Raw genomic sequence first — 18,604 nt, forward strand, 5'->3', positions numbered from 1 at the left:
TCAGCCCTTTGACGAGCTCCTTCACCAGCCCCGTCGCTCGGGGCTGCGGTCGCGGTGCGTAAATGCCGCGCGCAGGTCCGGCTCGCCGATCGCGCGGACCCCGCGTACGGCGACGGAGGTGAGGTACGTGCGGTCGTCGCCGGCCTCGTCGGCGCGCCGCGCGAGGGTGCCGAGCAGCCGCTGCCCGGCCGGGGAGGCCCAGCGCGTGTAGGGATGCACCTCGACGCGGGCGATGGCGAGGCAGCTCAGCGTGAGGACCAGCGGAAGCGCGAACCACACCGCCACCGGGACCTCGTTCCCGGTGGTCTGGGCAGGCAGCAGGAGGGCCACGGCCCCCAGCGCGACGACGGCCGCAGTGGCGGCCTGGACCTGGCGGACGGCGCCCGCGACGGTGGTGCGGGCGCCGTCGGGGACGGCGAGGCCCACTGCGACCAGGTGGTCGGCGAGACGGCGTACCGAGTCCGCGGCGGCCGCGGTCGCGCGTACGGGTGCGATCCGGGACTGGCCCTCCGGGCCGATGGCTCCTATGACCGAGCGCTCCATGTCGTCGCGCCCGCGTGGGTCCACGACGGTCGCCCAGCCGGTGTGCGCGAGCAGCAGCCGGCGCTGGCGGGCCATCGACACCAGGGTCAGATCGGCGACCCGGGCCGGACCGCCGGACAGGAACGCCGCCTCGTACAGCGTGAGGTCGTGCCCGCGGGCCAGGTCCGCGTCGACTGCCGCCGCGCGTACGGCCGCCAGGCACAGCCGGGTGCAGGAGGTGCCGGCCGCGGCCCAGGCCAGGAGCAGGAGAAGGACCCAGAACATGGCGTTTTTCTATGCCAAGGGTCGGGTGGGCGCCATGGGTTATTCACAATGTGGACGGAGTGTTGCCGGTATGTGATGTTCCCGATTTCGCCCGTGGAGCCTTGCGGGCTATGGAGTTGAGGACGGCTTGGCGCGCGAGGCGGCCGGCGGCATGGGGTAGCCCGGCGACGCGGTCACCGGGATCGGTGCGCCCGGGGACTGCGTCGGGCCGGGCGGGGCAGGCGAGTTGGTGAGCGGCGGCGGACTCGCGGTGGCCGCGTCCTGGGCAAGGGCGTCGAAGTCGACGTATCCGGTGGCTTCGAGGACCTTGATGTGGTCGAGCACGGTGGTGTTCGCGTCGTCCGCGAGGTCGCGTACGAGCGAGTTGCGGGTGTTCGCGCGGACCTGGGCGATCACGGAGAAGACCTTGCCGTGGGCCTTGCGCAGGATGTTCGCGAACTTCTGGTCGTAGTCCGTGCCGTGCGCGGCGTTCAGCGTGGCCAGCCACTGGCGCTGCTGCGGGTTGGGCTGGTTGGGCAGCTCCAGGCCGAGCCGCGCGGCGACATTGCGGACGCGGGCGTCCAGGAATGTGTGGCCCTCGATGAGGTGCTCGCCGGCCGTGCGTACGGCCTGGGTGGTGCCGCGCTCCTGGGCCTGCTGGCCCGCGGGCAGTTCCCACAGTCCGGCCAGCCGGACCTTGGTGATGAACTCCCGGTCCAGGGCCGACAGCGGACCGAACCGGGTCGACACGGTCTGTGCGTTCAGGGTGTCCAGGCCGGTGCCGGAGCGGTCCGCGTAAGACCAGATCGGAAAGACCAGCGCGACCAGGGTCGCCGTGAGGCCCGTGATGATGAGCCCGGTGCCACTGACCAGTCCGGTGCGGTTGATGGATCGCATGGTGCCTCCTGCTCGCGGCACCGCACGCTAGTGCGCTTCGGGTGCGAGTTGGCATATTACTGCGGGCGCTACGCCAACTGCCGTACGAGGAGGAGGGCTTGACCGGTGGGTGAAACGTGCTGGATGCGGTACTTCAGGCGTACGCCGGACCACCTCAAAGACCTGGAAACCGGGCATGCGCGTCGGCCGCACAGGGAGCTGTGTTAACCCCGGCACACTCCGCGGCGGTGCGGGGCCGCCGCGCGCCTACTCAGCGGCGCAGCAGCACCCGGCGGGTGGCGCGGGCCAACCGGGCCGTCGAGCGCTGCGACAGCGGGGCCGGGCCCGAGCGCTCCAGCCACCAGTCGCGCAGTCGGCGCCGCGTCTCCGCGTCCTCGGGGCGTCCCGCGAGGAGCAGCCGCTCGGCGAAGTCGAGGGCGTCGTGCCGATAACCCCCGGTCATCGGATGCCCTTGCGCATACGCGAGAAAGGCCGGCCGGTACCCCTCCGCCAGGATCTCCGGCAGCTCCGCGGCCACCTTCGCGACCACGTCCGCCCGCTTGGCGGCGAGTGCTCGCGCCTGCACCCCGAGCCGTACCCCGTCGAAGCCCTCGGGCACGGGGGTACCCGCGACGAGCGCGGACAGCAGCGCGGCCTGCGCGAGCGCGAGCCGCTGCCGGGCGGCGGTCGTGTCCTGCGTTCCGGCTTCGCCGGAAGGAGAACCCGCCGCGTCCAAGGCGCTCAAGGAGCCCACGGAGTCCAAGGGGGTCAAGGGGGCCAAGGGAGCCAAGGGGGCCAAGGGGGCCAAGGCGTTCAAGGGATTCGTGGCAGAGGCACTCGTGGCCTTCTCCAGCGTCCCCCGAATCGCCCTCAGTTCCCTTTCGAGCTCCTCGGGCTCCGGAAAGTTCTCGTCCCGCTCGAGGAGGACCCCCGGCGGGCTCACGCGGGAGGCGAGGTCCGCCAGGATGTCCAGGACCTGCTGGGGCACGGGGTGGGCGTGGCTGTCGTGCCAGACGCCCTCGCGTTCGAAGCCGCCGGCGACGTGGACGTAGGCGATGGCTTCGACGGGGAGTTCGTCGAGGGCCTTGGCGGGGTCCTCGCCGCGGTTGACGTGGTTGGTGTGGAGGTTGGCGACGTCGATGAGGAGGCGTACGCCGGTGCGGTCGACCAGGTCGTAGAGGAACTGGCCCTCCGTCATCTCCTCACCGGGCCACGAGATCAGCGCGGCGATGTTCTCCACCGCGAGCGGGACGGGCAGTGCGTCCTGCGCGATACGGATGTTCTCGCACAGCACGTCCAGGGCGTCCCGGGTGCGGGGGACCGGCAGCAGATGCCCGGCCTCCAGCAGCGGTGAGGCGGTGAGCGGACCGCCGGCCCGTACGAAGGCGATGTGCTCCGTGACGAGCGGTGAGCCCAGCGCCTCGGCCCGCTCGGCGAGCGCGGCGAGGCGGGACTCGTCGGGCCGGTCCGCGCCGCCGAGGCCGAGCGAGACCCCGTGCGGCACGACCGTGACCCCGCGCTCGCGCAGCCGCAGCAGCGACTCGGGGAGATGCCCGGGGCACAGGTTCTCGGCCACGGCCTCGACCCAGTCGATGCCGGGCATGCGCTCCACGGCCTCGGCGATCTCCGGCCGCCACCCGATTCCCGTCCCCAGCTGCTGCGTCATGTCCCCTCCTCCGTCACGAACCCTGACCAGACCCTGCGTGTCGTCTCCTTACGACGGACCTGTGTTCCGGCGTGACGGAGTCATGGCCCCGGGACCGGGGGCCGAACCCATCCGAACGGACCTTCAGAGCAACATTTGAGGTTCCGCACGGGCTACTGGAGCACCTTGTCCGAGTCCGTGGGCTCCGGTCGGCCGGTGTTGATGTCGGCGTCGGGCTGCGGCAGCGCCGATGGGTTGGACGAGACGTTGACGCCGTCTCCCGGCTGGACGGGCGGCGCGGAGGCCGCCGACGCGCCGACGGTCGGCGCCGGCGGGCCGGTCGGGCTGGCGGTCGACGTGGCGGCCGCGGCCGCGGCGATGGCGTCGAAGTCGACCGCTCCGGTCTTCTCCAGCATCGTGATGTGGTCGAGCACCGTCAGGTTGGCGTCCGAGGCCAGCTGGCGCACCAGCGTGTTGCGAGTGGTGTTACGGACCGCGCCGATCGCCGGAAAGATCTTGCCGTGGGCGGACCGCAGCAGGTTCGCGAACTTGTACTCGTACTCCTTGCCCGACGCCGCCGAAAGCTCCTTCAGCCAGCCCTGCTGCTGGTCGTTCGGCTGGTTCGGCAGCTCGACGTGGAGCTGGGCCGCCACGATCCGCACCCGCTTGTCGAGGTCGGTGTGGCCGACGATCAGGTGATCGCCCGCATCTTTGATCGCCTTGGTGGGGGCCCGCTCGATCGCCTGCTGGGCGGCCGGCAGCTCCCAGAGGCCGGCCAGCCGTACTCGTACGATCAAGTCGCGGTCGGCGGCGGTCAGCGGCCCCCAGCGTGTGTTCACCGTCCCGGCCGCGAGATTCGCAGTGCCGGTGCCCGAACGGTCGGCGTACGACCACACCGGGAACGCGAGTGCGCCGGCGGTGGCGACGAGTGCCGCGATGACGAGGGCCGTACTGTTGATACGCCGCAAAGGTGCCTCCCGGGTGAAACCAACTGGCCGTTGGGAACCTGTGCTTGGCCAGTGCCAGCAGGTACGTACGGGAAGGCTGTGGTGTTCAAGCCCGTCGGTGATCAGTCACGCACGCCCGCGCGCGACCGTCGCCCGGCTCCCGAATCGGCCGTCCGACGCCGACTCGCGCGGCGCCGTCAGTTCGGCAGCGGCCACTTCTCCGGGTCGCGTCCCAGGAGTCGCAGCGCTTCTTTTAGGGGCTCCGCCCCGGCCGGCCCGTCGAGGGCCGGCGCGAACGCGAAGCCCGCGCCGCGGCCCGCTGGATCCGTCGGCACACGGCGGGCGACGGCCAGCCCCGCTTCGAGGACATGGCCGGGCAGGTCGAGCCCGACACCCAGCGTGGCGGCCACGTCCCAGGCGTGCACCACGTAGTCGATGAAGTGGAACCCGACGGCCATCCGCCCCGGAAACCCGCCCCTGAGCTCAGGCAGCACGAACTCCCGCTCCCCGACCCCCGGTTCGGCGAACGCGGCGAGCACCGTCGTCGCCGCTCCCTGGTAGGTCCGCCTCGGATCGCTCATGTCGTCCGGCTCCCGCCAGTACGCCTCCTCGTGCCCCGCCCCGCGCGCGGCCGCCGCGAACCCGTGGTGCTGCGCGGCCATGTGCGCCAACAGTCGCCGCAGCGTCCACCCGGCGCAGGGTGTGTCCCGTTCCCAGTCCGTCTCCCGCGCCAGCCCCACGATCCTGATCGACTCGTGTACGGCGATCCGGTCGAGCTCGACGATGTCCGGTCCAGTCGTTGTCATCCCGCCTCCTCGGTGAGGAGACGAGCATAAAACTAAGCGAACGGTCGTGCTGCTTGTTTGGCATTGTTCGCTGCGGCATTCAACTTCCCTGCTGCTCAGGGGACTTCGGGCACCCGGGACGGATCGGTCGCCGCCGCCCGCAGTCGCGCGGTGATCCCGACGCGGGCCCTGCGGTAGGCGACCGTCTCGTCGTGCAGGACCGAGACGGCGTTGGCCGTCTCCATCAACGCGATCAGTTCGAAGGCGAGTTGGCCGGCGTCCGTGCCCGGGTGGAGGTCGCCGAGGTCGCGGGCCTCGGCGACGGTGCGCTCCACGTGGTCCGCCCACTCCCGCTGGGCGCGTACCACCGCGTCGTGCACGGGCCCCGACCTGGCGTCGAACTCGGCGATGACCTCGTAGAAGAAGCAGCCGCCCGGGAAGACTCTGCCCTGGGAGTAGTCCAGCCAGAGTTCGCACAGCCGACGGACGCGGCCGACCCCGGCCGGGGTCTCGGTCGCGGGCCGGATCACCTGGTCGACGTAGATGCGCGCCGCCTCCCGCACGGTGGCCAACTGGAGCTCCTGCTTGGAGCCGAAGAGCGCGAAGACCCCGCTCTTGCTGAGCCGGAGCTCGGTGGCCAGGCGTCCGACGGACAGCGCCTCCAGTCCCTCGACGGAGGCGATGTCGACGGTGCGGCTCAGCACCAGCTGCCGCGTACGGTTGCCGCGTTCGACCCTGCCGTCCAGCCGGGTACCGGCCATCGTGACCTCCCCAGATCCCTCTGTGTGCGCAGAGCCTAACCGGCATCGGGCACGCCGTTCGGTGCCCGGCCGGCCATGCCCTTCGGTGACCTGCATGCCCAGCGATTCAGCGCCGTCCGTCCCATGTCGGACTCTGCCGGAAGTACGTGTCGTACAGCTCCTGGACCTCCAGCAGGCTCTCCGGCGGCACCTTGCCGAAGGCGATGCGCTCCAAGTGCCGGAAGTACTCGAAGCGTTCGACGCCGGGGGTGATGACGATGAGGATGTCGGCGTCGTGCCCGGGTGCGGCCGCGAAGGCGTGCGGAACGCCGGGCGGTACGACGACGAGGTCGCCGCGCTCGGCGGTCACGATCTCTTCGCCGGAGAGGAGCTGGGCGGTCCCGTCGAGCATGTAGAACAGCTCGGCGGAGCCTGCGTGATGGTGCGGCTTGGCGCCGTCGGCGCCGTCGGAGAGGGTGGCGCGCAGAGTGGACAGTGCGCCACCGGTCGAGCTGCTGTCGGCCAGCAGTTGGAGGGCGGTGGGGGCCCGGCCGATCACTTCGGCCTCCGCGGAGCGGACGATCACGGACTTGTCGAAGTCCGGCACGATCAACGACATCTCATGACTCCCTGATGCAGGCGTTGGTTCGGTCGATGGCTTTCAGACCGCGAAGAGCAGGGCTGCACTGATGAGGACAACGACGGCCGTGGCGAAGTGAATTCCGAACGCGACTGCCTTCGTGCCGCCGTGGCGCAGCACTATCAGCGTGTCGCCGAGTGGCGCCAGCGCCACGATCAGCATGAACCACGCCTCGGCGGTGGCGCCGGCGAAGGCGAGCAGTGCCAGACCCATGACGCCGAAGGTGGCGTCGCGCAGGCCCTTGATCTCCAGATAGGCGGCGTCGCCCTGCGGCTTGGCGGGCACGCCGTATGCGGTGGCGGCCGGCTGCGGCTGCAGCAGGAACCGTGCGCCGATGAACAGGACGAGGAGGTCGAGCACGATGGCAAGGCCGTAGGCCGTGGGAGTGAGCACGTCGGATCTCCTTGCTAGCATCACTAGGGACAAGAGCGAAGCTAGCATAGCCTCGACATAAATTCTAGCGGCGCTAGAATTACGGCCATGTCGATCCAGGCGCGCCGAGAGCGCGAACGAGCGGGGCGCGAGCGGCTGATCGTCACGGCCGCGCGGGAACTGGCCGAGACCGAGGGCTGGGACGCGGTGACCACGCGCCGGCTCGCCGCCCAGATCGAGTACAGCCGGCCGGTGCTGTACAGCCACTTCAAGGGCAAGGACGCCATCATGGCCGCCGTCGCCGTGCAGGGCTTCGCCGAGCCGGCGGAGCGACTGCGCGCGGCCCGTACGGCGGCGTCGGGTCCGAGCGCGGCCCTCGCCGAGGTCGGCGCGGCCTACGCCGAGTTCGGTGAGCGACGCCCCGCGCTGTACGACGCGATGTTCACGCACCCCGTCGACCTGCCGTTCGCGACCCCCGAGGCGCCGCCCGCCCGGTGGGACGCCTTCGGTGAACTGCACCGGACCATCGAGCCGCTCGCGGAGGGCGACGACCCGGGCATCCGCACGGAGACCTTCTGGAGCGGTCTGCACTGACTGGTCACGCTGATGCGCAGTGGACGCCTCCCCCCCCCGCGAGGGCCACGACCGCCGGCTGTCCCTCCTGATCGGCCACTTCACCCCGCCCTCGTAGCGGGCGAGCGTCAGCCGTGGAGCGTCAGCGGCGCAGCGCCGGGTGGTCCGCGACCACCGTGCACGAGCCCGGTGCGATCTCCGTGAAGCCCGCGTCGCGGACCAACGGCAGGCCGGAGGTGGTCAGTTCGCGCCAGCGGACCGGGTCCGCGGGGCGCACGGCCAGCGCGTAACCCGCGTCACGCCAGGCCGTGCGCTCCTCGTCGGACAGCTCCCACCACGCCAGTTGGGCGCCGTGGCCCGCCTGTGCCATCGTCTTGCCGGCCGACATGTCGAGATCGGGGTTGAGCCACAGCACGGGCGCCGTCGGATCGGCGTCCACCGGCGGCTCCGGGTCGTCGAGGTCCGTGCCGGAGACCTGGAGCCTGGCCAGGTCCTTGGGCCAGCCGTCCAGCGGGACCGGCGGGAAGACGCGCACCTCGGCGGACTTCCCCGTCACCGTGATGCCGGGCAGCGCCTCGGTCCGACGCCACTCCGCGCCGCGCGCCCGCCGGACGACCTTGCGGATCCGCGCGTCCTGCCAGTCCCGCATCGTCTGCCCCCATTCCCCGTCCCCGAGCGAACGCTCGTCGCCCAGGATCGTGAGCACGGCGCGGGCCGCGGTCTCCAGGGCGTCGGTACGCGCCGGGGGAGCGGCCTTCTCGATGCGCGCGACCAAGGGCAGCACGAACTGCGGTGCCTCGTCGCGCGCGGTGCGCTCGGAACGGAAGGGGCTGTCGCCGGGAACGGACGGATCACTGGTCACGTCCTCCAGTCTGCCAGGGCGGAAGATCGGTCCCTCCGCGGGAGGCCGCGAGGACGATCTCACCTCACGCAGGTCGGCCTGAGCCGGCGGCGCGCCGGGCTCTGGCCGGTCAGCCCGTACAGGCGACGCGCTTCCGACCGGTCAGCCGGAGCAGGCGGTGCGCTGTGCCTCCTGCCACTCGCAGACGGGGCACAGCGTGATCCCCTTGTACGACTCCGGGTACTCCGTCGGCTTGCGGCACAGCACGCACTCGGCGAACGGGGGTCCGTCCGCCGTGGGGGCCGGATCCGCCTCGGTGTCGGTGGCGCAGTACTCGCTCATGGCTCCAGGGTAGGACGGGTGGCCGGGCCGCTCAGTGGTGGAGGTGCGCCGCCTGTCCGATCAACTCGGACACCTTCACGAACCGGTACCCCTTCTCGCGCAGCTCGGGAACGATCGTCCGCAGGGCCTCCTCGGTCGCCGGCGCCGCACTGCGCGTGCAGTGCATGACGACGACCGACCCTGGCTTCACGCCCTCGAGGACCTGTTGCGCCACGGCATTCGCATCCGTCGCGAACGCGTCACCGCTCACCACGTCCCACTGCACGGCGGTCACCCCGACGCCGCTCAGCGTCCGCAGGGCCTGCTCGTCGTAGCATCCACCGGGGAAACGGAAGTACGGCATCGCGTTGCGCACGCCCGCCTTCTCGAAGGCGGTGTACGCCCGTTCCACGTCCGCCCGCATCCGGTCCTCGGGCACGGTCGGCAGTCCGTAGCAGTTGTCCGTGAAGGCGTAGTGGCTGTACGAGTGGTTGGCGATCTCGAACAACGGGTCCTGACCGATGTCCTTTGCCTCCTCCGGATACTCGTCGGCCCACCGTCCCGTCATGAACACGGTCGCCGGCACCTTGAACCCGCGCAGCGTCGCGATCAGTTGGGGATTGTCGAAGTGCTCCCCGTTCGCCGCCCGCGTCCCCTGATCCGCGGTCATGTCCGCGTCGAAGGTCAGCGCGACGGTCTTGTCGGGCGTCCGCGGACCGTTCATGAAGACGGGGGTCAGTCCGGCGGGACCGGGGGCGAGCGTCGGGGGGCGCGACGGCGCGGCACTGGCGGACGCGGGTTGTCCTGGACGGGCGGCGTGCGGGGTGCCGGGGGCACCACAGGCGGCGAGCGCGGCCCCCAGGGCGCCGAGGGCGCAGGTCGCGGCGAATCGTCGTACTGGAATGATCACCGGATGAAGATATCGGCACAAATGCGACTATTCGGTCCTCCCGTGTCCGTGCCGCGCGGATGCGGCCCCGAAGTCACCCGCCTAGAGCCGCGGCCCGGGGTCCGGGCCGACGCGGCATGACCCGCTATGCGCGGGGGAGGAGCGCGTCCATCGCCGCCTCCAGATATGCGGGGAAGTCCTCGCGCGAGGGCAGCGCGGAGGGCACGCATGGCCGAGCTGGGTGTGCCCCAGATAGAAGCTGTACGCCAGCCGTCCGCGCCGCCGCGCCTCGTCCTCGGCGAGGCCGAGTTCGGTGAAGAGCCCGGACAGGTAGCCGATGCGGCGCTCGGTGACCTGTCGTAGCGCGGCAGCGACTTGAGGGTGGTCCGTGCTGGCGAGCAGCGAGACCTCGAGCGGATCCGTGCCGGCCGGCTCGGTGACCTCGGTGAGCAGTCTGCGCAGCCGCTTCTCCGGGTCCGGCTCGGTCTCCAGCGCCGCGATGATCTCCTCGGTGTCCGCCTCGACCCAGCGGGCGAGCGCCGCCTCGACCAGCGCCTCGCGATTGTCGAAGTGCCAGTAGAAGCTGCCCTTCATGGCCCACGTCATGATGGTCCGCACCCACCGCAAGCTCGCTCTCGCCACGCAGAACGCCGCGTAGGCATCCGGCCGATTCCTAGGGCTTTCCTAGGGCAACTCCTTGCTGTCCGGGGCTGTGCGGTCCGGCGTGTAGGGGCATGCGCGGGCGATCAGCAGGGCGACGTCGTCGTGAACGTCGGTGTGCCGGAGGTCTCGGAGGAGTCGGTCGCAGGTGTCCTCCAGGGGGTCGTCCGGGGTGTCGAGGAGGCTCAGGAGGGCATCGAGGCGTTCATCGATGGGGTCGTGGCGGGACTCGACGAGTCCGTCGGTGTACAGGACCAGCTGGTCGCCAGGGGCGAGACTGAGGCTTGTGGTTTCGAAGGGGACGCCGCCGACTCCGAGCGGGGTGCCCGTGGGCAGATCGAGCAGCTGGGGGCGCCGGCCGCTGCGGACCAGAGCGGGCGGCAGATGGCCGGCATTGGCGATGTGGCACTCGGCCCGGTGGGGATCGTAGGCGGCATAGACGCAGGTGGCGATGTACTGCTCCAGCCTTGATGTGATCTTGTCGAGGTGCTGGAGGACTCGGGCCGGGTCGAGGTCGAGATCGGCGTAGGCGGCGGTGGCCGTGCGCAGGCGGCCCATGGCGGCGGCTGCCTCGATGCCGCTGCCCATGACGTCGCCCACGACGAGCGCCGTCTTGTCGCGGTCGAGCGGGAGCACGTCGTACCAGTCGCCGCCGACCTCGTAGGCGGCCTGTGCCGGCCGGTAGCGGGAGGCGACCTGCAGGCCGGGGAGCTGCGGCGGGTGGTCGGGGAGCAGGCTGCGCTGCAGGGTCTCGGCGGCGTTGCGCACGCTCTGGTGCGTCCGGGCGTTGTCGATGCACACCGCGGCGCGCGAGGCGAGTTCGGTGGCGATGGCGAGATCGTCCTCGTCGAAGGGCCGCGGGTCGCGAGCTCGGGTGAGGCCAAGGAAGCCGAGGATGGCGCCGCGTGCGCCGAGGGGGACGGCCAGGTAGGAGTGCACTCCGGAGCGGGCCAGGAGCGTGGCGGCGTGGCTGTCGCGGGCGATGCGGGTCAGATCGTTTCCGTCGGCGTGTGAGATCAGGACGGGCCGGCCGGTGCGCACGCATTGGGTGGCCAGGCGGTCGCTGTCGTACGCGGCGATCCGGCCGGGCGGATCGGCGGCCCGGAAGGCCTCGGTGGGGTAGGCGGCCTTGACCGCGAGGGCGCGGAAGACCGCGGGGCCGCTGTGGGAGGCGGGGCGGTGCTCGTCGAGGACGGAGTCGAGCAGGTCGACGGCGACCAGGTCGGCGAGTGCGGGAACGGTGACGTCGGCCAGCTCCCGGGCTGTCTGCTCGACATCCAGCGTGGTCCCGATGCGGGCGGAGCCGTCGGCGATCACGGCGAGGCGTCGCCGGGTCTCGGTGGCCGCCATGGCCGACTCGTGTCGCTCGGTGACGTCCACCACCAGGTCGGCCACTCCCAGGACGCGGCCCTGGGTGTCCTCCAGCCGGTACAGCGAGATCGACCAGGCGTGTTCGCGTGCCGGGTCGGCCGGGGTGCGGCCGACGATGGTGGACTGGTCGACCAGGGGGACCCCGCTCCGCAGGACCTGCCGCATCGCGGCCTCGGGCACCTCGAACTTGGCGTCCCGCATGATCTCGCGGTAGCGGCGGCCGAGGTGGTCCTTCGCGGGAATGCCGTGCATCCGCTCCAGAGCGGGGTTGACGGCCACATACCGCAGTTCGGTGTCGAGAATCGCGATTCCGATCGGGGACTGGGAGATCAACCGGGTGGACAGCGCGACATCCCGTTCCACCTCGCGCAGCCTGGGGGAGTCGGTGCCCAGCCCGAGGGCGTAGAAGTCGCCCAGGTCGTCCAGCAGCCGCATGTTGCGCAGCTCCACCAACCTCGTGCCGCCGCCCTTGCACTTGACGGGGAACGTGCCACCCCAGCTCTGGCCGGTCTCCATGACCTCCATGAACTTCTTGATCACCCAGTCCCAGTGCTCTTCGTGGACAAGCAACCGCCCGGCGTACTCCCCGAGTGCCTCCTCGGCGCTGTAGCCGTACAGCTCCTCCGCCTGCGGACTCCACAGGACCACCCGTCCTTCGGCGTCCAGGAGCACCGCCGCGACACCAAGGAGGTCCATCAGCCCGCTCGGCTGCGACAGCGCTCTCTCCGGCCGACGGGCATCCTGCCGGTCGAGGTCCGAGGGAGGCCGTTCGGCTTCGCTCATGGCAGGCACTCCTTCCGTCGACCGGCGCCACGGGGGCCATCCGTCGGCCTGGCTGGAGCGGGACCTGTCGGTGTCTGCAAGTGCTTCGGCTTCCATGGTCCCCCCGGAACACCGGACAACGCACCCCTGCCTCCCGCGGCACGTGGTCGGCGGCCGCGCCGTCCGCTCACATGGTGGTCAGTCGCGTCTCACTCTCCGGCCGACTGGCCTCGTGTCGGGCGCACACTGGAAGCGGAAGCCCATGCATCAGCCGAACGTGGAGGTGCGTCATGAGCATCCTCGAAGAACATGTCGATGTCGGAGTTCCGATCGACAAGGCCTGGGACAGCCTGCACCGGGTGGAGAACTATCCGCGCTTCGTGGAAGGAGTGCGCGACGCCCGTACGGAGACGAATGGCCGAGCGCATCTGGACGTCGAGGCCGGTGGCCGGGCCCGGGAATTCGAGGCCCGGGTCACCGACCGCAGTGGAGAGCGCGCGATGGAATGGCGCACCACAGGCGCCGCGGAGCTGACGGGATCCTTCTCGCTGCAGCCGCTCGACCAGAGTCACACCCGGGTTCAGGCACGGCTCGAGTACGACCCCGACAGCATCAGGGAGACCTTCGGTGGGCCGAAGGGATTCGCCCAGGCGAACGCGGTCGAACGGCTCGTCCGCAGCGATCTGGAGCAGTTCAAGGAGTACGTGGAACGCGGCCGGTGAGCGGCCGGGCCCCTGGCGGCAGGCCGGGCCCTCCGCGGTAGCGGAGGGCCCGGTCATCGGGTATTCATCAGACGCTCCCGGCTCTCCGCCACGTCGAAGTCGGCCTTCGGGTACTGCGGATCCAGCGCCTCGAGGTGCTCCAGGAGGAGCTTGCTGATCGCCCAGTTGCGGTACCACTTGCGGTCGGCGGGGATCAGATACCAGGGCGCCTGGGGCGTGCAGCAGCGCTCCAGGGCGATCTCGTACGCCTTCTGGTAGGCGGGCCACAGGGCGCGGTCGTCGATGTCGTCGGCGCTGAACTTCCAGTGCTTGTCGGGGTTGTCGAGGCGGGCCAGAAGGCGGCGGAGCTGCTGCTCGTGCGAGATGTGCAGGAAGCACTTCACGACCGTGACGCCGTCGTCGGCGAGGGACTGCTCGAAGCGGTTGATCTCGCCGTAGCGGTGGGCGATCTCCTTGCGCGGGGCCAGTTCACGGACACGGGCGATCAGGACGTCCTCGTAGTGCGAGCGGTCGAAGATGCCGATCTCGCCGGGCTCGGGAAGCGCCCGCCTGATGCGCCAGAGGAAGGAGTGCTTGCGCTCCTCGGGCGTCGGCGCCTTGAAGGACCGGATGCGGCAGCCGGAGGGGTTGAACAGTCCGATGACGTGCTTGACCGTGCCGCCCTTGCCGCTGGTGTCCATGCCCTGGAGGACCAGCAGCAGGCGCCGCCGGTCGCCCGCCGTGCTCGCGGCCCACAAGCGTGCCTGCAGGTCGGCGAGGGGTTCGCCCATCCGGGCGGTGGCGGCGAGACCGGCGGCCTTGCCGTCGGGACCGGCGGGGGTGGCCGCGGCGTCGTACGAGGAGAGGTCGACGCCCGTCCCGCCGGGGATGCGCAGGAGTTCGCGCAGCCGGGATGGGGCCTCGCCGTCGGACTTCCGCCCGCCGGCCTTCCCATCGCCCTTTCCTCCGTCTCTCCTGCCGTCCTTCTTGCCGTCCTGCTTGGCCACCGCGTACCCCTTCCGGACGTGTCCCTCGATGGTGCGACGGGCGGCCGGGGCCCGCTACTCGCGTTCAGGCGTCCCGGTCGAGCAGCTCGGCGCTGCGGGCATCGATCGGCTGTGCGATGCGGCGCAGGACCTCCGCGGCGGGCCGGGCATCGAGGCGGCGGCCGTCGCGCAGGCGCAGCGCGACCAGGCCGGCGGCTGCTTCCCTGGGGCCGATCACCGCCTGGTACGGGACGAGGCGGGCGGCGCGTACCCGGGCGCCCAGGGTGCCCCCGCTTCGGGTCGACGGCGATCGCCTCGTGCTGGAAGCGGCCCATGGCCGTGAGCGGGACGGCTCCGGTGCGGTGTGAGTCCACCGGGTCGACCTCGAAGATGAAGCCGTGGTCCTTGGTATAGCCGTTGGTGCCTGCCGTGTCCTCGGTCTCCTCGCAGGTCAGCCAGGTGCCCCAAGGGGTCGGCCCGCCCGCGCAGTTGACGGCCGTACCGGCGACGGCGACGCGCTCGGCGAGGACGTCTGCGCGCCGGTCCAGCGTCAGCGACGTACAACCGCCCTTGCCCATCGGGTCGTACGTCAGGCCCTCGACCGTCGGGACCGAAAACTTCGCGGTGACGCGGTTCTCGTGGTTGCGGACCAGGTGGACGCGGCCGTGTCGGCCGGCGAAGGCGGACATGCCGTCGTGGTTGCTGGGCACCGGGCCCTCGCCGGAGCGGAGTCGGTCGCCCTCGCGGGACAGGACCCGGTAGCGGAAACCTTCCGGCAGGTCGAGCAGTCCGTTGGGGTCGGGGACCAGGGGGCCGTAGCCGCTGTGCCGAGGTCCTGCGCGGCAGCGGTTCCCGCGAAGAGTTCGGAGAGGTTTCCGGCGAAGGCGATCGAGGTGGTCAACACGCCGGTGCGGGCGCGGGCGAGCATCTGACGTCGTGTCGCGGAGCGACCGTTTTCGGGCACGGGGCGACCTTCCTGTTGGCGGACAGGACTGTGACCCGCCTGTGTGTATCACGCGGCAGGTGCCGCCGGGACCACGCGCGTAGCACGTGTCACTCGTCGCCCTTGGGTTCATCGAACTCATCGAGCCGGCCGAGCTCATTGAGCTGGACGGTCTCGTCGAGCAGGCCGGGCTCCTGGAGCTGTACGGCTTCATCGAGCGGGGCAGCCTCACGGAGCCGGTCGGGCTCATCGAGCTGGACAGGCTCATCGGACTCGTCGAGCTCGACGTGCTCATCGGGCCGCGGGGGCGCCGACTGCTCGGCGGCGGGCGGCGCCTGACCGCCCTGCGCCCGCTCCAGGAAGCGCAGCAGCTCCACCGGGAAAGGCAGCACGAGCGTGGAGTTCTTCTCCGCCGCGACCGCCACCACCGTCTGCAACAGCCGCAGTTGGAGCGCCGCGGGCTGCTCCGACATCACGCCGGCGGCCTGCGCGAGCTTCTTGGAGGCCTGCAGCTCCGCGTCCGCGTTGATGACCCGGGCGCGGCGCTCACGGTCGGCCTCGGCCTGCCGGGCCATCGACCGCTTCATCGTCTCCGGCAGCGATACGTCCTTGATCTCCACGCGGTCGATCTGCACACCCCAGCCGATCGCCGGGCTGTCGATCATCAGCTCCAGGCCCTGGTTGAGCTTCTCGCGATTGGACAGCAGGTCGTCGAGGTCGCTCTTGCCGATGATCGAGCGCAGCGAGGTCTGCGCCATCTGCGAGACCGCGAAGCGGTAGTCCTCGACCTGGATGATCGCGTCGGGGGCGTTGACCACCTTGAAGTAGACGACCGCGTCGACCCGCACCGTGACGTTGTCCCGCGTGATGCCCTCCTGCGCGGGCACCGGCATCGTCACGATCTGCATGTTGACCTTGTGCAGCCGGTCCACGATGGGGACGATCATGGTGAAGCCCGGGGCGCGGACACCTCCCGTGAGCCGCCCCAGCCGCAGGACCACGCCACGCTCGTACTGCTTGACGACCCGGGCCGCCGCGGAGAGGTAGACCAGACCGGCCGCACCGGTCGCCACACCCGCCGCGATGAGTTCCTCGACCATGACGAGCCCTTTCCGAGCCGCCCACCCTGCCTGATACGTCCACTTTACGTCGTAGGGCCGGGCCCGCCCCGTGGCAGGCCCGGCCCTGGCCTCAGGCCCCCGGCGTGACCTTCACCGGCTCGATCCCGGTCGCACTGTGCCGCGCCGACCAGTTCTCCAGCGCGGAACGGCACGCGTGGTCCAGTGGTGCAGACCGGAGAGGTCCAGCTCGACGGGGCGATCCTGCGGCAGCGCCTCCAGGCTGTCGAGGATCTTCGGCAGCCGCAGGAAGGTCGCGTTGCCCGAGAGGTACGCCCGGACGGGCCCGGCGCCCTTGTCCATGACTTCGAGGCGCACGTGCGAGGCCTCCCACGCCGTCTTGGCGACGGCCAGCGCGAGCCCGATCAGGACGCCCTCGAACATGCTGACAGCGACGATCGACACGGCGGTGACGACGAGAATCAGCGCCTCGCCACGGTGCTCACGCCACAGCGACGCGATCTCCCGGAGCGGAATCAGCTTCCAGCCCGCGTGCACCAGGATGCCGGCGAGGGCGGGCAGCGGGATGACACCGAGTGCGGCGGGCAGCAGCGCCGCGAACAGCAGCAGCCACAGGCCGTGCAGCACCCGGGACGCCTTGGTCCGCGCGCCCGCCTGGACGTTCGCCGCGCTGCGTACGATCACGGCGGTCATCGGCAGTGCGCCGAGCAGCCCGCAGACCGCGTTGCCCGCGCCCTGTGCCATCAGTTCCTTGTCGTACGCGGTCCGCGGCCCGTCGTGCAGCCGGTCCACGGCCGCCGCGCTGAACAGCGACTCGGCGGAGGCGATCAGGGTGAAGGCGAGGACGGTGCCGAGGACTCCGACACTCGCGAGCTCGCCGAACGCGTCGGGCGAGGGCAACTGGATCGAGCCGAGCAGCCCCCGCACCTCCACGGTGGCCACGGGCAGGCCGAACGCCGGTGAGACGAGGGTGGCCAGCGCGACAGCGCCGAGCGCTCCCGGCACCGTACGCACCCGGCGCGGCAGCCGCTTCCACAGGACCAGTACGGCGATCGTGCCGGCCCCGAGCCCGACCGAGGCCAGTGCCTCGGTGCTACGGGCCGCGTCGGTGAGCGCCTCGGGCAGCCCGGCGAGCTTGTCGAGTCCGGATGCCGGTGCCTTCAGGCCCGCCATCGAGTAGAGCTGGCCGGCGATCAGCACGAGCCCGATCCCGGCCAGCATGCCCTCGACGACCGCCACCGAGATCGCCCGGAAGTAGCGCCCCAACTTCAGGGCTCCCATGAGGAGCTGGAGTACGCCCGTGGCGAGCACCACGACTCCGAGGACGGCGAGCCCGTACTCCCGTACGGCCTCGAAGACCAGCACGGTCAGCCCGGCGGCCGGCCCCGACACCTGGAGGCTGCTGCCGCGCATCAGCCCGGTGACGAGACCGCCCACGATGCCGGTGACCAGGCCGAGTTCGGCCGGTACGCCGGAAGCGACGGCGACGCCCACGCACAGCGGGAGGGCGACGAGGAACACGACGACCGACGCGGCGAAGTCCTGCCGCAGGTACGGGAATTGCTTCGTGAGGCTCGGGAGTTTCATCGCGCGGCTCACAGCGCCTCGAAGGAGTCGGTGTCCGGCGTGTACGCGCGGACGGCGCCGGTGTGGACCTCGTAGTACCAGCCGTGCAGCCGTAGCCGACCGGCTGTCATGGCCCGTTGCACACAGGGGTATGCGCGGAGCCTGAGCAGTTGCGCGAGGACATGGTTCTGCACCGCGTCGGCGACGGCCGGGTCGTCGTCGGACGCGTCGGAGGGGGGTTCGGCCTGCGCGAGCCAGTCGCGTACGGCCGGTACGGCGGTCAGGTCCTCGCCGCGCACCAGCGCTCCGACGGCGCCGCAGTGCGAGTGGCCGCAGACCACGATCTCGGACACGCCGAGTACGTCCACCGCGTACTCGACGGTCGCCGCCTCGGAGGTCGGCCGGTCGCAGGCGTACGGCGGGACGATGTTGCCCGCGGTGCGCAACTCGAAGAGCTCGCCCGGGCGGGCGCCGGTGATCAGGGCCGGGACGACCCGGGAGCCGGAGCAGGTGATGAACAGGACTTGTGGGGACTGGCCTTGGGCGAGCGAGGCGAAATCCTCGGGTCGCCGGCCGAAGGAGCGGGCATGGTCGATGAGGGGCTGCATGTCAGTTCCTCCTGGCGCGCCATGAGGGCGCGTCGGCTTACAGAACGGAGCGTGGGGGGACGCGCTCGGCTCAGCAGCGGAAGACCTGAAGTCCCGCGGGGGAGTGGTCGATCGAGGATCTCGACGTGCGGGGGTGCGAGGCGGTGAGAGGGACCGGCGGGTACGTGCCCGCGAGGTCGCTCGCGAGCAGGGCGCGCGCCGACGTTTCGGGCACGAGGTCCTCGTCGCGGATCTGTCGGCGGGCACCCAGGGGCGGGGCCACCTTGTGCGGGTGCTCGGCCTCGGCGCAGGCGGCGACTTCACCCCTGTGCGCGGACGCGAACGCCTCGGTGGGGGCGAAGAGCTGCAGACTGATCAGGACGGCGGCGAGTACCACATACAGGGTCCGGGCCGTCGTACCTCGTAACATGCGCCCCCTCCCGGCATCTGTTCCCTCATGTCAACACATAGGCCAACAAGGCAAATTGTTTGCAGGGTTAACTCCACGTTTCACCCGGAAGAGGGCCGGAACCA

Annotated in this window: 18 protein-coding genes and 4 pseudogenes; 2 read left to right on the plus strand and 20 right to left on the minus strand. The window is 71.0% G+C overall.

Annotation, left to right across the window (positions count from 1 at the left end; translation table 11 throughout):
- Nucleotides 1-21: 21 nt before the first annotated feature.
- The 8 genes from OG390_RS39180 to OG390_RS39215 all read right to left on the minus strand — a co-directional run bounded on the left by OG390_RS39180 (nucleotide 22) and on the right by OG390_RS39215 (nucleotide 6,812).
- Nucleotides 22-807 (minus strand): TIGR04222 domain-containing membrane protein, encoded by a 786-nt coding sequence (locus OG390_RS39180; protein ID WP_406174555.1) that lies wholly within the window; start codon nucleotides 805-807, stop codon nucleotides 22-24.
- A 108-nt stretch (nucleotides 808-915) separates the two neighbouring features.
- A complete protein-coding gene (locus OG390_RS39185; RefSeq protein ID WP_406174557.1) occupies nucleotides 916-1,683 on the minus strand; it encodes a DUF4142 domain-containing protein in 768 nt (255 codons plus the stop codon).
- Nucleotides 1,684-1,933: 250 nt separating this feature from the next.
- Complete coding sequence (locus OG390_RS39190) at nucleotides 1,934-3,328, minus strand: DUF692 domain-containing protein (RefSeq protein WP_406174558.1); 1,395 nt, start codon at nucleotides 3,326-3,328, stop codon at nucleotides 1,934-1,936.
- A gap of 152 nt (nucleotides 3,329-3,480) precedes the next feature.
- Nucleotides 3,481-4,275 carry a DUF4142 domain-containing protein gene (locus tag OG390_RS39195; RefSeq protein WP_406174560.1) on the minus strand — a complete coding sequence of 265 codons (795 nt, stop codon included), beginning with the start codon at nucleotides 4,273-4,275 and terminating at the stop codon, nucleotides 3,481-3,483.
- A gap of 176 nt (nucleotides 4,276-4,451) precedes the next feature.
- Nucleotides 4,452-5,060: a TIGR03086 family metal-binding protein gene (locus tag OG390_RS39200; RefSeq protein WP_406174562.1), complete on the minus strand. Its 609-nt coding sequence runs from the start codon at nucleotides 5,058-5,060 to the stop codon at nucleotides 4,452-4,454.
- 95 nt (nucleotides 5,061-5,155) lie between these two features.
- Nucleotides 5,156-5,800 (minus strand): TetR/AcrR family transcriptional regulator, encoded by a 645-nt coding sequence (locus OG390_RS39205; RefSeq protein WP_406174563.1) that lies wholly within the window; start codon nucleotides 5,798-5,800, stop codon nucleotides 5,156-5,158.
- Nucleotides 5,801-5,906: 106 nt separating this feature from the next.
- Complete coding sequence (locus OG390_RS39210; RefSeq protein ID WP_406174565.1) at nucleotides 5,907-6,398, minus strand: cupin domain-containing protein; 492 nt, start codon at nucleotides 6,396-6,398, stop codon at nucleotides 5,907-5,909.
- 42 nt (nucleotides 6,399-6,440) lie between these two features.
- Nucleotides 6,441-6,812: a DUF4267 domain-containing protein gene (locus OG390_RS39215; protein WP_406174567.1), complete on the minus strand. Its 372-nt coding sequence runs from the start codon at nucleotides 6,810-6,812 to the stop codon at nucleotides 6,441-6,443.
- Nucleotides 6,813-6,899: 87 nt separating this feature from the next.
- On the opposite strand from OG390_RS39215, the pseudogene OG390_RS39220 reads away from it, so the two are divergent.
- Nucleotides 6,900-7,482 (plus strand): annotated as a pseudogene (locus tag OG390_RS39220) (TetR/AcrR family transcriptional regulator).
- A 24-nt stretch (nucleotides 7,483-7,506) separates the two neighbouring features.
- On the opposite strand, the gene OG390_RS39225 reads toward OG390_RS39220, so the two are convergent.
- The 5 genes from OG390_RS39225 to OG390_RS39245 all read right to left on the minus strand — a co-directional run bounded on the left by OG390_RS39225 (nucleotide 7,507) and on the right by OG390_RS39245 (nucleotide 12,229).
- Nucleotides 7,507-8,226 carry a peptidyl-tRNA hydrolase gene (locus OG390_RS39225; protein ID WP_406174569.1) on the minus strand — a complete coding sequence of 240 codons (720 nt, stop codon included), beginning with the start codon at nucleotides 8,224-8,226 and terminating at the stop codon, nucleotides 7,507-7,509.
- Between the two features lie 141 nt (nucleotides 8,227-8,367).
- Nucleotides 8,368-8,547 (minus strand): hypothetical protein, encoded by a 180-nt coding sequence (locus OG390_RS39230; RefSeq protein ID WP_406174571.1) that lies wholly within the window; start codon nucleotides 8,545-8,547, stop codon nucleotides 8,368-8,370.
- A gap of 31 nt (nucleotides 8,548-8,578) precedes the next feature.
- Nucleotides 8,579-9,436, minus strand: a complete 858-nt coding sequence (locus OG390_RS39235) for a polysaccharide deacetylase family protein (protein WP_406174573.1) — start codon at nucleotides 9,434-9,436, stop codon at nucleotides 8,579-8,581.
- Nucleotides 9,437-9,517: 81 nt separating this feature from the next.
- A complete protein-coding gene (locus OG390_RS39240) occupies nucleotides 9,518-10,021 on the minus strand; it encodes a TetR/AcrR family transcriptional regulator (RefSeq protein WP_406174575.1) in 504 nt (167 codons plus the stop codon).
- A 78-nt stretch (nucleotides 10,022-10,099) separates the two neighbouring features.
- Nucleotides 10,100-12,229 (minus strand): SpoIIE family protein phosphatase, encoded by a 2,130-nt coding sequence (locus tag OG390_RS39245; RefSeq protein WP_406174577.1) that lies wholly within the window; start codon nucleotides 12,227-12,229, stop codon nucleotides 10,100-10,102.
- A gap of 269 nt (nucleotides 12,230-12,498) precedes the next feature.
- On the opposite strand from OG390_RS39245, the gene OG390_RS39250 reads away from it, so the two are divergent.
- Nucleotides 12,499-12,930, plus strand: coding sequence for an SRPBCC family protein (locus OG390_RS39250; RefSeq protein WP_399084792.1), 432 nt, complete (start codon nucleotides 12,499-12,501; stop codon nucleotides 12,928-12,930).
- A 53-nt stretch (nucleotides 12,931-12,983) separates the two neighbouring features.
- Here the strand turns inward: OG390_RS39250 and OG390_RS39255 are convergent, their stop codons facing one another.
- From OG390_RS39255 to OG390_RS39285, 7 genes and pseudogenes are all read right to left on the minus strand, one after another.
- Nucleotides 12,984-13,916 carry a PPK2 family polyphosphate kinase gene (locus OG390_RS39255; RefSeq protein ID WP_406174579.1) on the minus strand — a complete coding sequence of 311 codons (933 nt, stop codon included), beginning with the start codon at nucleotides 13,914-13,916 and terminating at the stop codon, nucleotides 12,984-12,986.
- A gap of 64 nt (nucleotides 13,917-13,980) precedes the next feature.
- Nucleotides 13,981-14,184: pseudogene (locus tag OG390_RS39260) on the minus strand (His/Gly/Thr/Pro-type tRNA ligase C-terminal domain-containing protein); the annotation flags it as partial.
- Nucleotides 14,183-14,823, minus strand: a pseudogene (locus OG390_RS39265) (alkaline phosphatase PhoX); the annotation flags it as partial. The pseudogenes OG390_RS39265 and OG390_RS39260, both read right to left, overlap by 2 nt.
- A gap of 125 nt (nucleotides 14,824-14,948) precedes the next feature.
- On the minus strand, nucleotides 14,949-15,938 hold the full coding sequence (locus OG390_RS39270; RefSeq protein WP_406174581.1) for a slipin family protein: 990 nt from the start codon (nucleotides 15,936-15,938) through the stop codon (nucleotides 14,949-14,951).
- A 91-nt stretch (nucleotides 15,939-16,029) separates the two neighbouring features.
- Nucleotides 16,030-17,504: pseudogene (locus OG390_RS39275) on the minus strand (SulP family inorganic anion transporter).
- Nucleotides 17,505-17,512: 8 nt separating this feature from the next.
- Nucleotides 17,513-18,091 (minus strand): carbonic anhydrase, encoded by a 579-nt coding sequence (locus OG390_RS39280; protein WP_406174582.1) that lies wholly within the window; start codon nucleotides 18,089-18,091, stop codon nucleotides 17,513-17,515.
- Between the two features lie 70 nt (nucleotides 18,092-18,161).
- Entirely contained in the window at nucleotides 18,162-18,500 is a 339-nt protein-coding gene (locus OG390_RS39285) for a hypothetical protein (protein ID WP_406174584.1), read from the minus strand.
- Between the last annotated feature and the right edge of the window lie 104 nt (nucleotides 18,501-18,604).

The sequence above is a fragment of the Streptomyces sp. NBC_00996 genome, from assembly GCF_045162675.1.
Lineage (GTDB): Bacteria > Actinomycetota > Actinomycetes > Streptomycetales > Streptomycetaceae > Streptomyces.

Bases quoted from the DNA above. Each gene is read 5' to 3' on its own strand.
- OG390_RS39180 (WP_406174555.1), bottom strand. From the start codon at position 807: ATGTTCTGGGTCCTTCTCCTGCTCCTGGCCTGGGCCGCGGCCGGCACC.
- OG390_RS39185 (WP_406174557.1), bottom strand. From the start codon at position 1,683: ATGCGATCCATCAACCGCACCGGACTGGTCAGTGGCACCGGGCTCATC.
- OG390_RS39190 (WP_406174558.1), bottom strand. From the start codon at position 3,328: ATGACGCAGCAGCTGGGGACGGGAATCGGGTGGCGGCCGGAGATCGCC.
- OG390_RS39200 (WP_406174562.1), bottom strand. From the start codon at position 5,060: ATGACAACGACTGGACCGGACATCGTCGAGCTCGACCGGATCGCCGTA.
- OG390_RS39205 (WP_406174563.1), bottom strand. From the start codon at position 5,800: ATGGCCGGTACCCGGCTGGACGGCAGGGTCGAACGCGGCAACCGTACG.
- OG390_RS39210 (WP_406174565.1), bottom strand. From the start codon at position 6,398: ATGTCGTTGATCGTGCCGGACTTCGACAAGTCCGTGATCGTCCGCTCC.
- OG390_RS39230 (WP_406174571.1), bottom strand. From the start codon at position 8,547: ATGAGCGAGTACTGCGCCACCGACACCGAGGCGGATCCGGCCCCCACG.
- OG390_RS39240 (WP_406174575.1), bottom strand. From the start codon at position 10,021: ATGACGTGGGCCATGAAGGGCAGCTTCTACTGGCACTTCGACAATCGC.
- OG390_RS39245 (WP_406174577.1), bottom strand. From the start codon at position 12,229: ATGAGCGAAGCCGAACGGCCTCCCTCGGACCTCGACCGGCAGGATGCC.
- OG390_RS39250 (WP_399084792.1), top strand. From the start codon at position 12,499: ATGAGCATCCTCGAAGAACATGTCGATGTCGGAGTTCCGATCGACAAG.
- OG390_RS39270 (WP_406174581.1), bottom strand. From the start codon at position 15,938: ATGGTCGAGGAACTCATCGCGGCGGGTGTGGCGACCGGTGCGGCCGGT.
- OG390_RS39280 (WP_406174582.1), bottom strand. From the start codon at position 18,091: ATGCAGCCCCTCATCGACCATGCCCGCTCCTTCGGCCGGCGACCCGAG.
- OG390_RS39285 (WP_406174584.1), bottom strand. From the start codon at position 18,500: ATGTTACGAGGTACGACGGCCCGGACCCTGTATGTGGTACTCGCCGCC.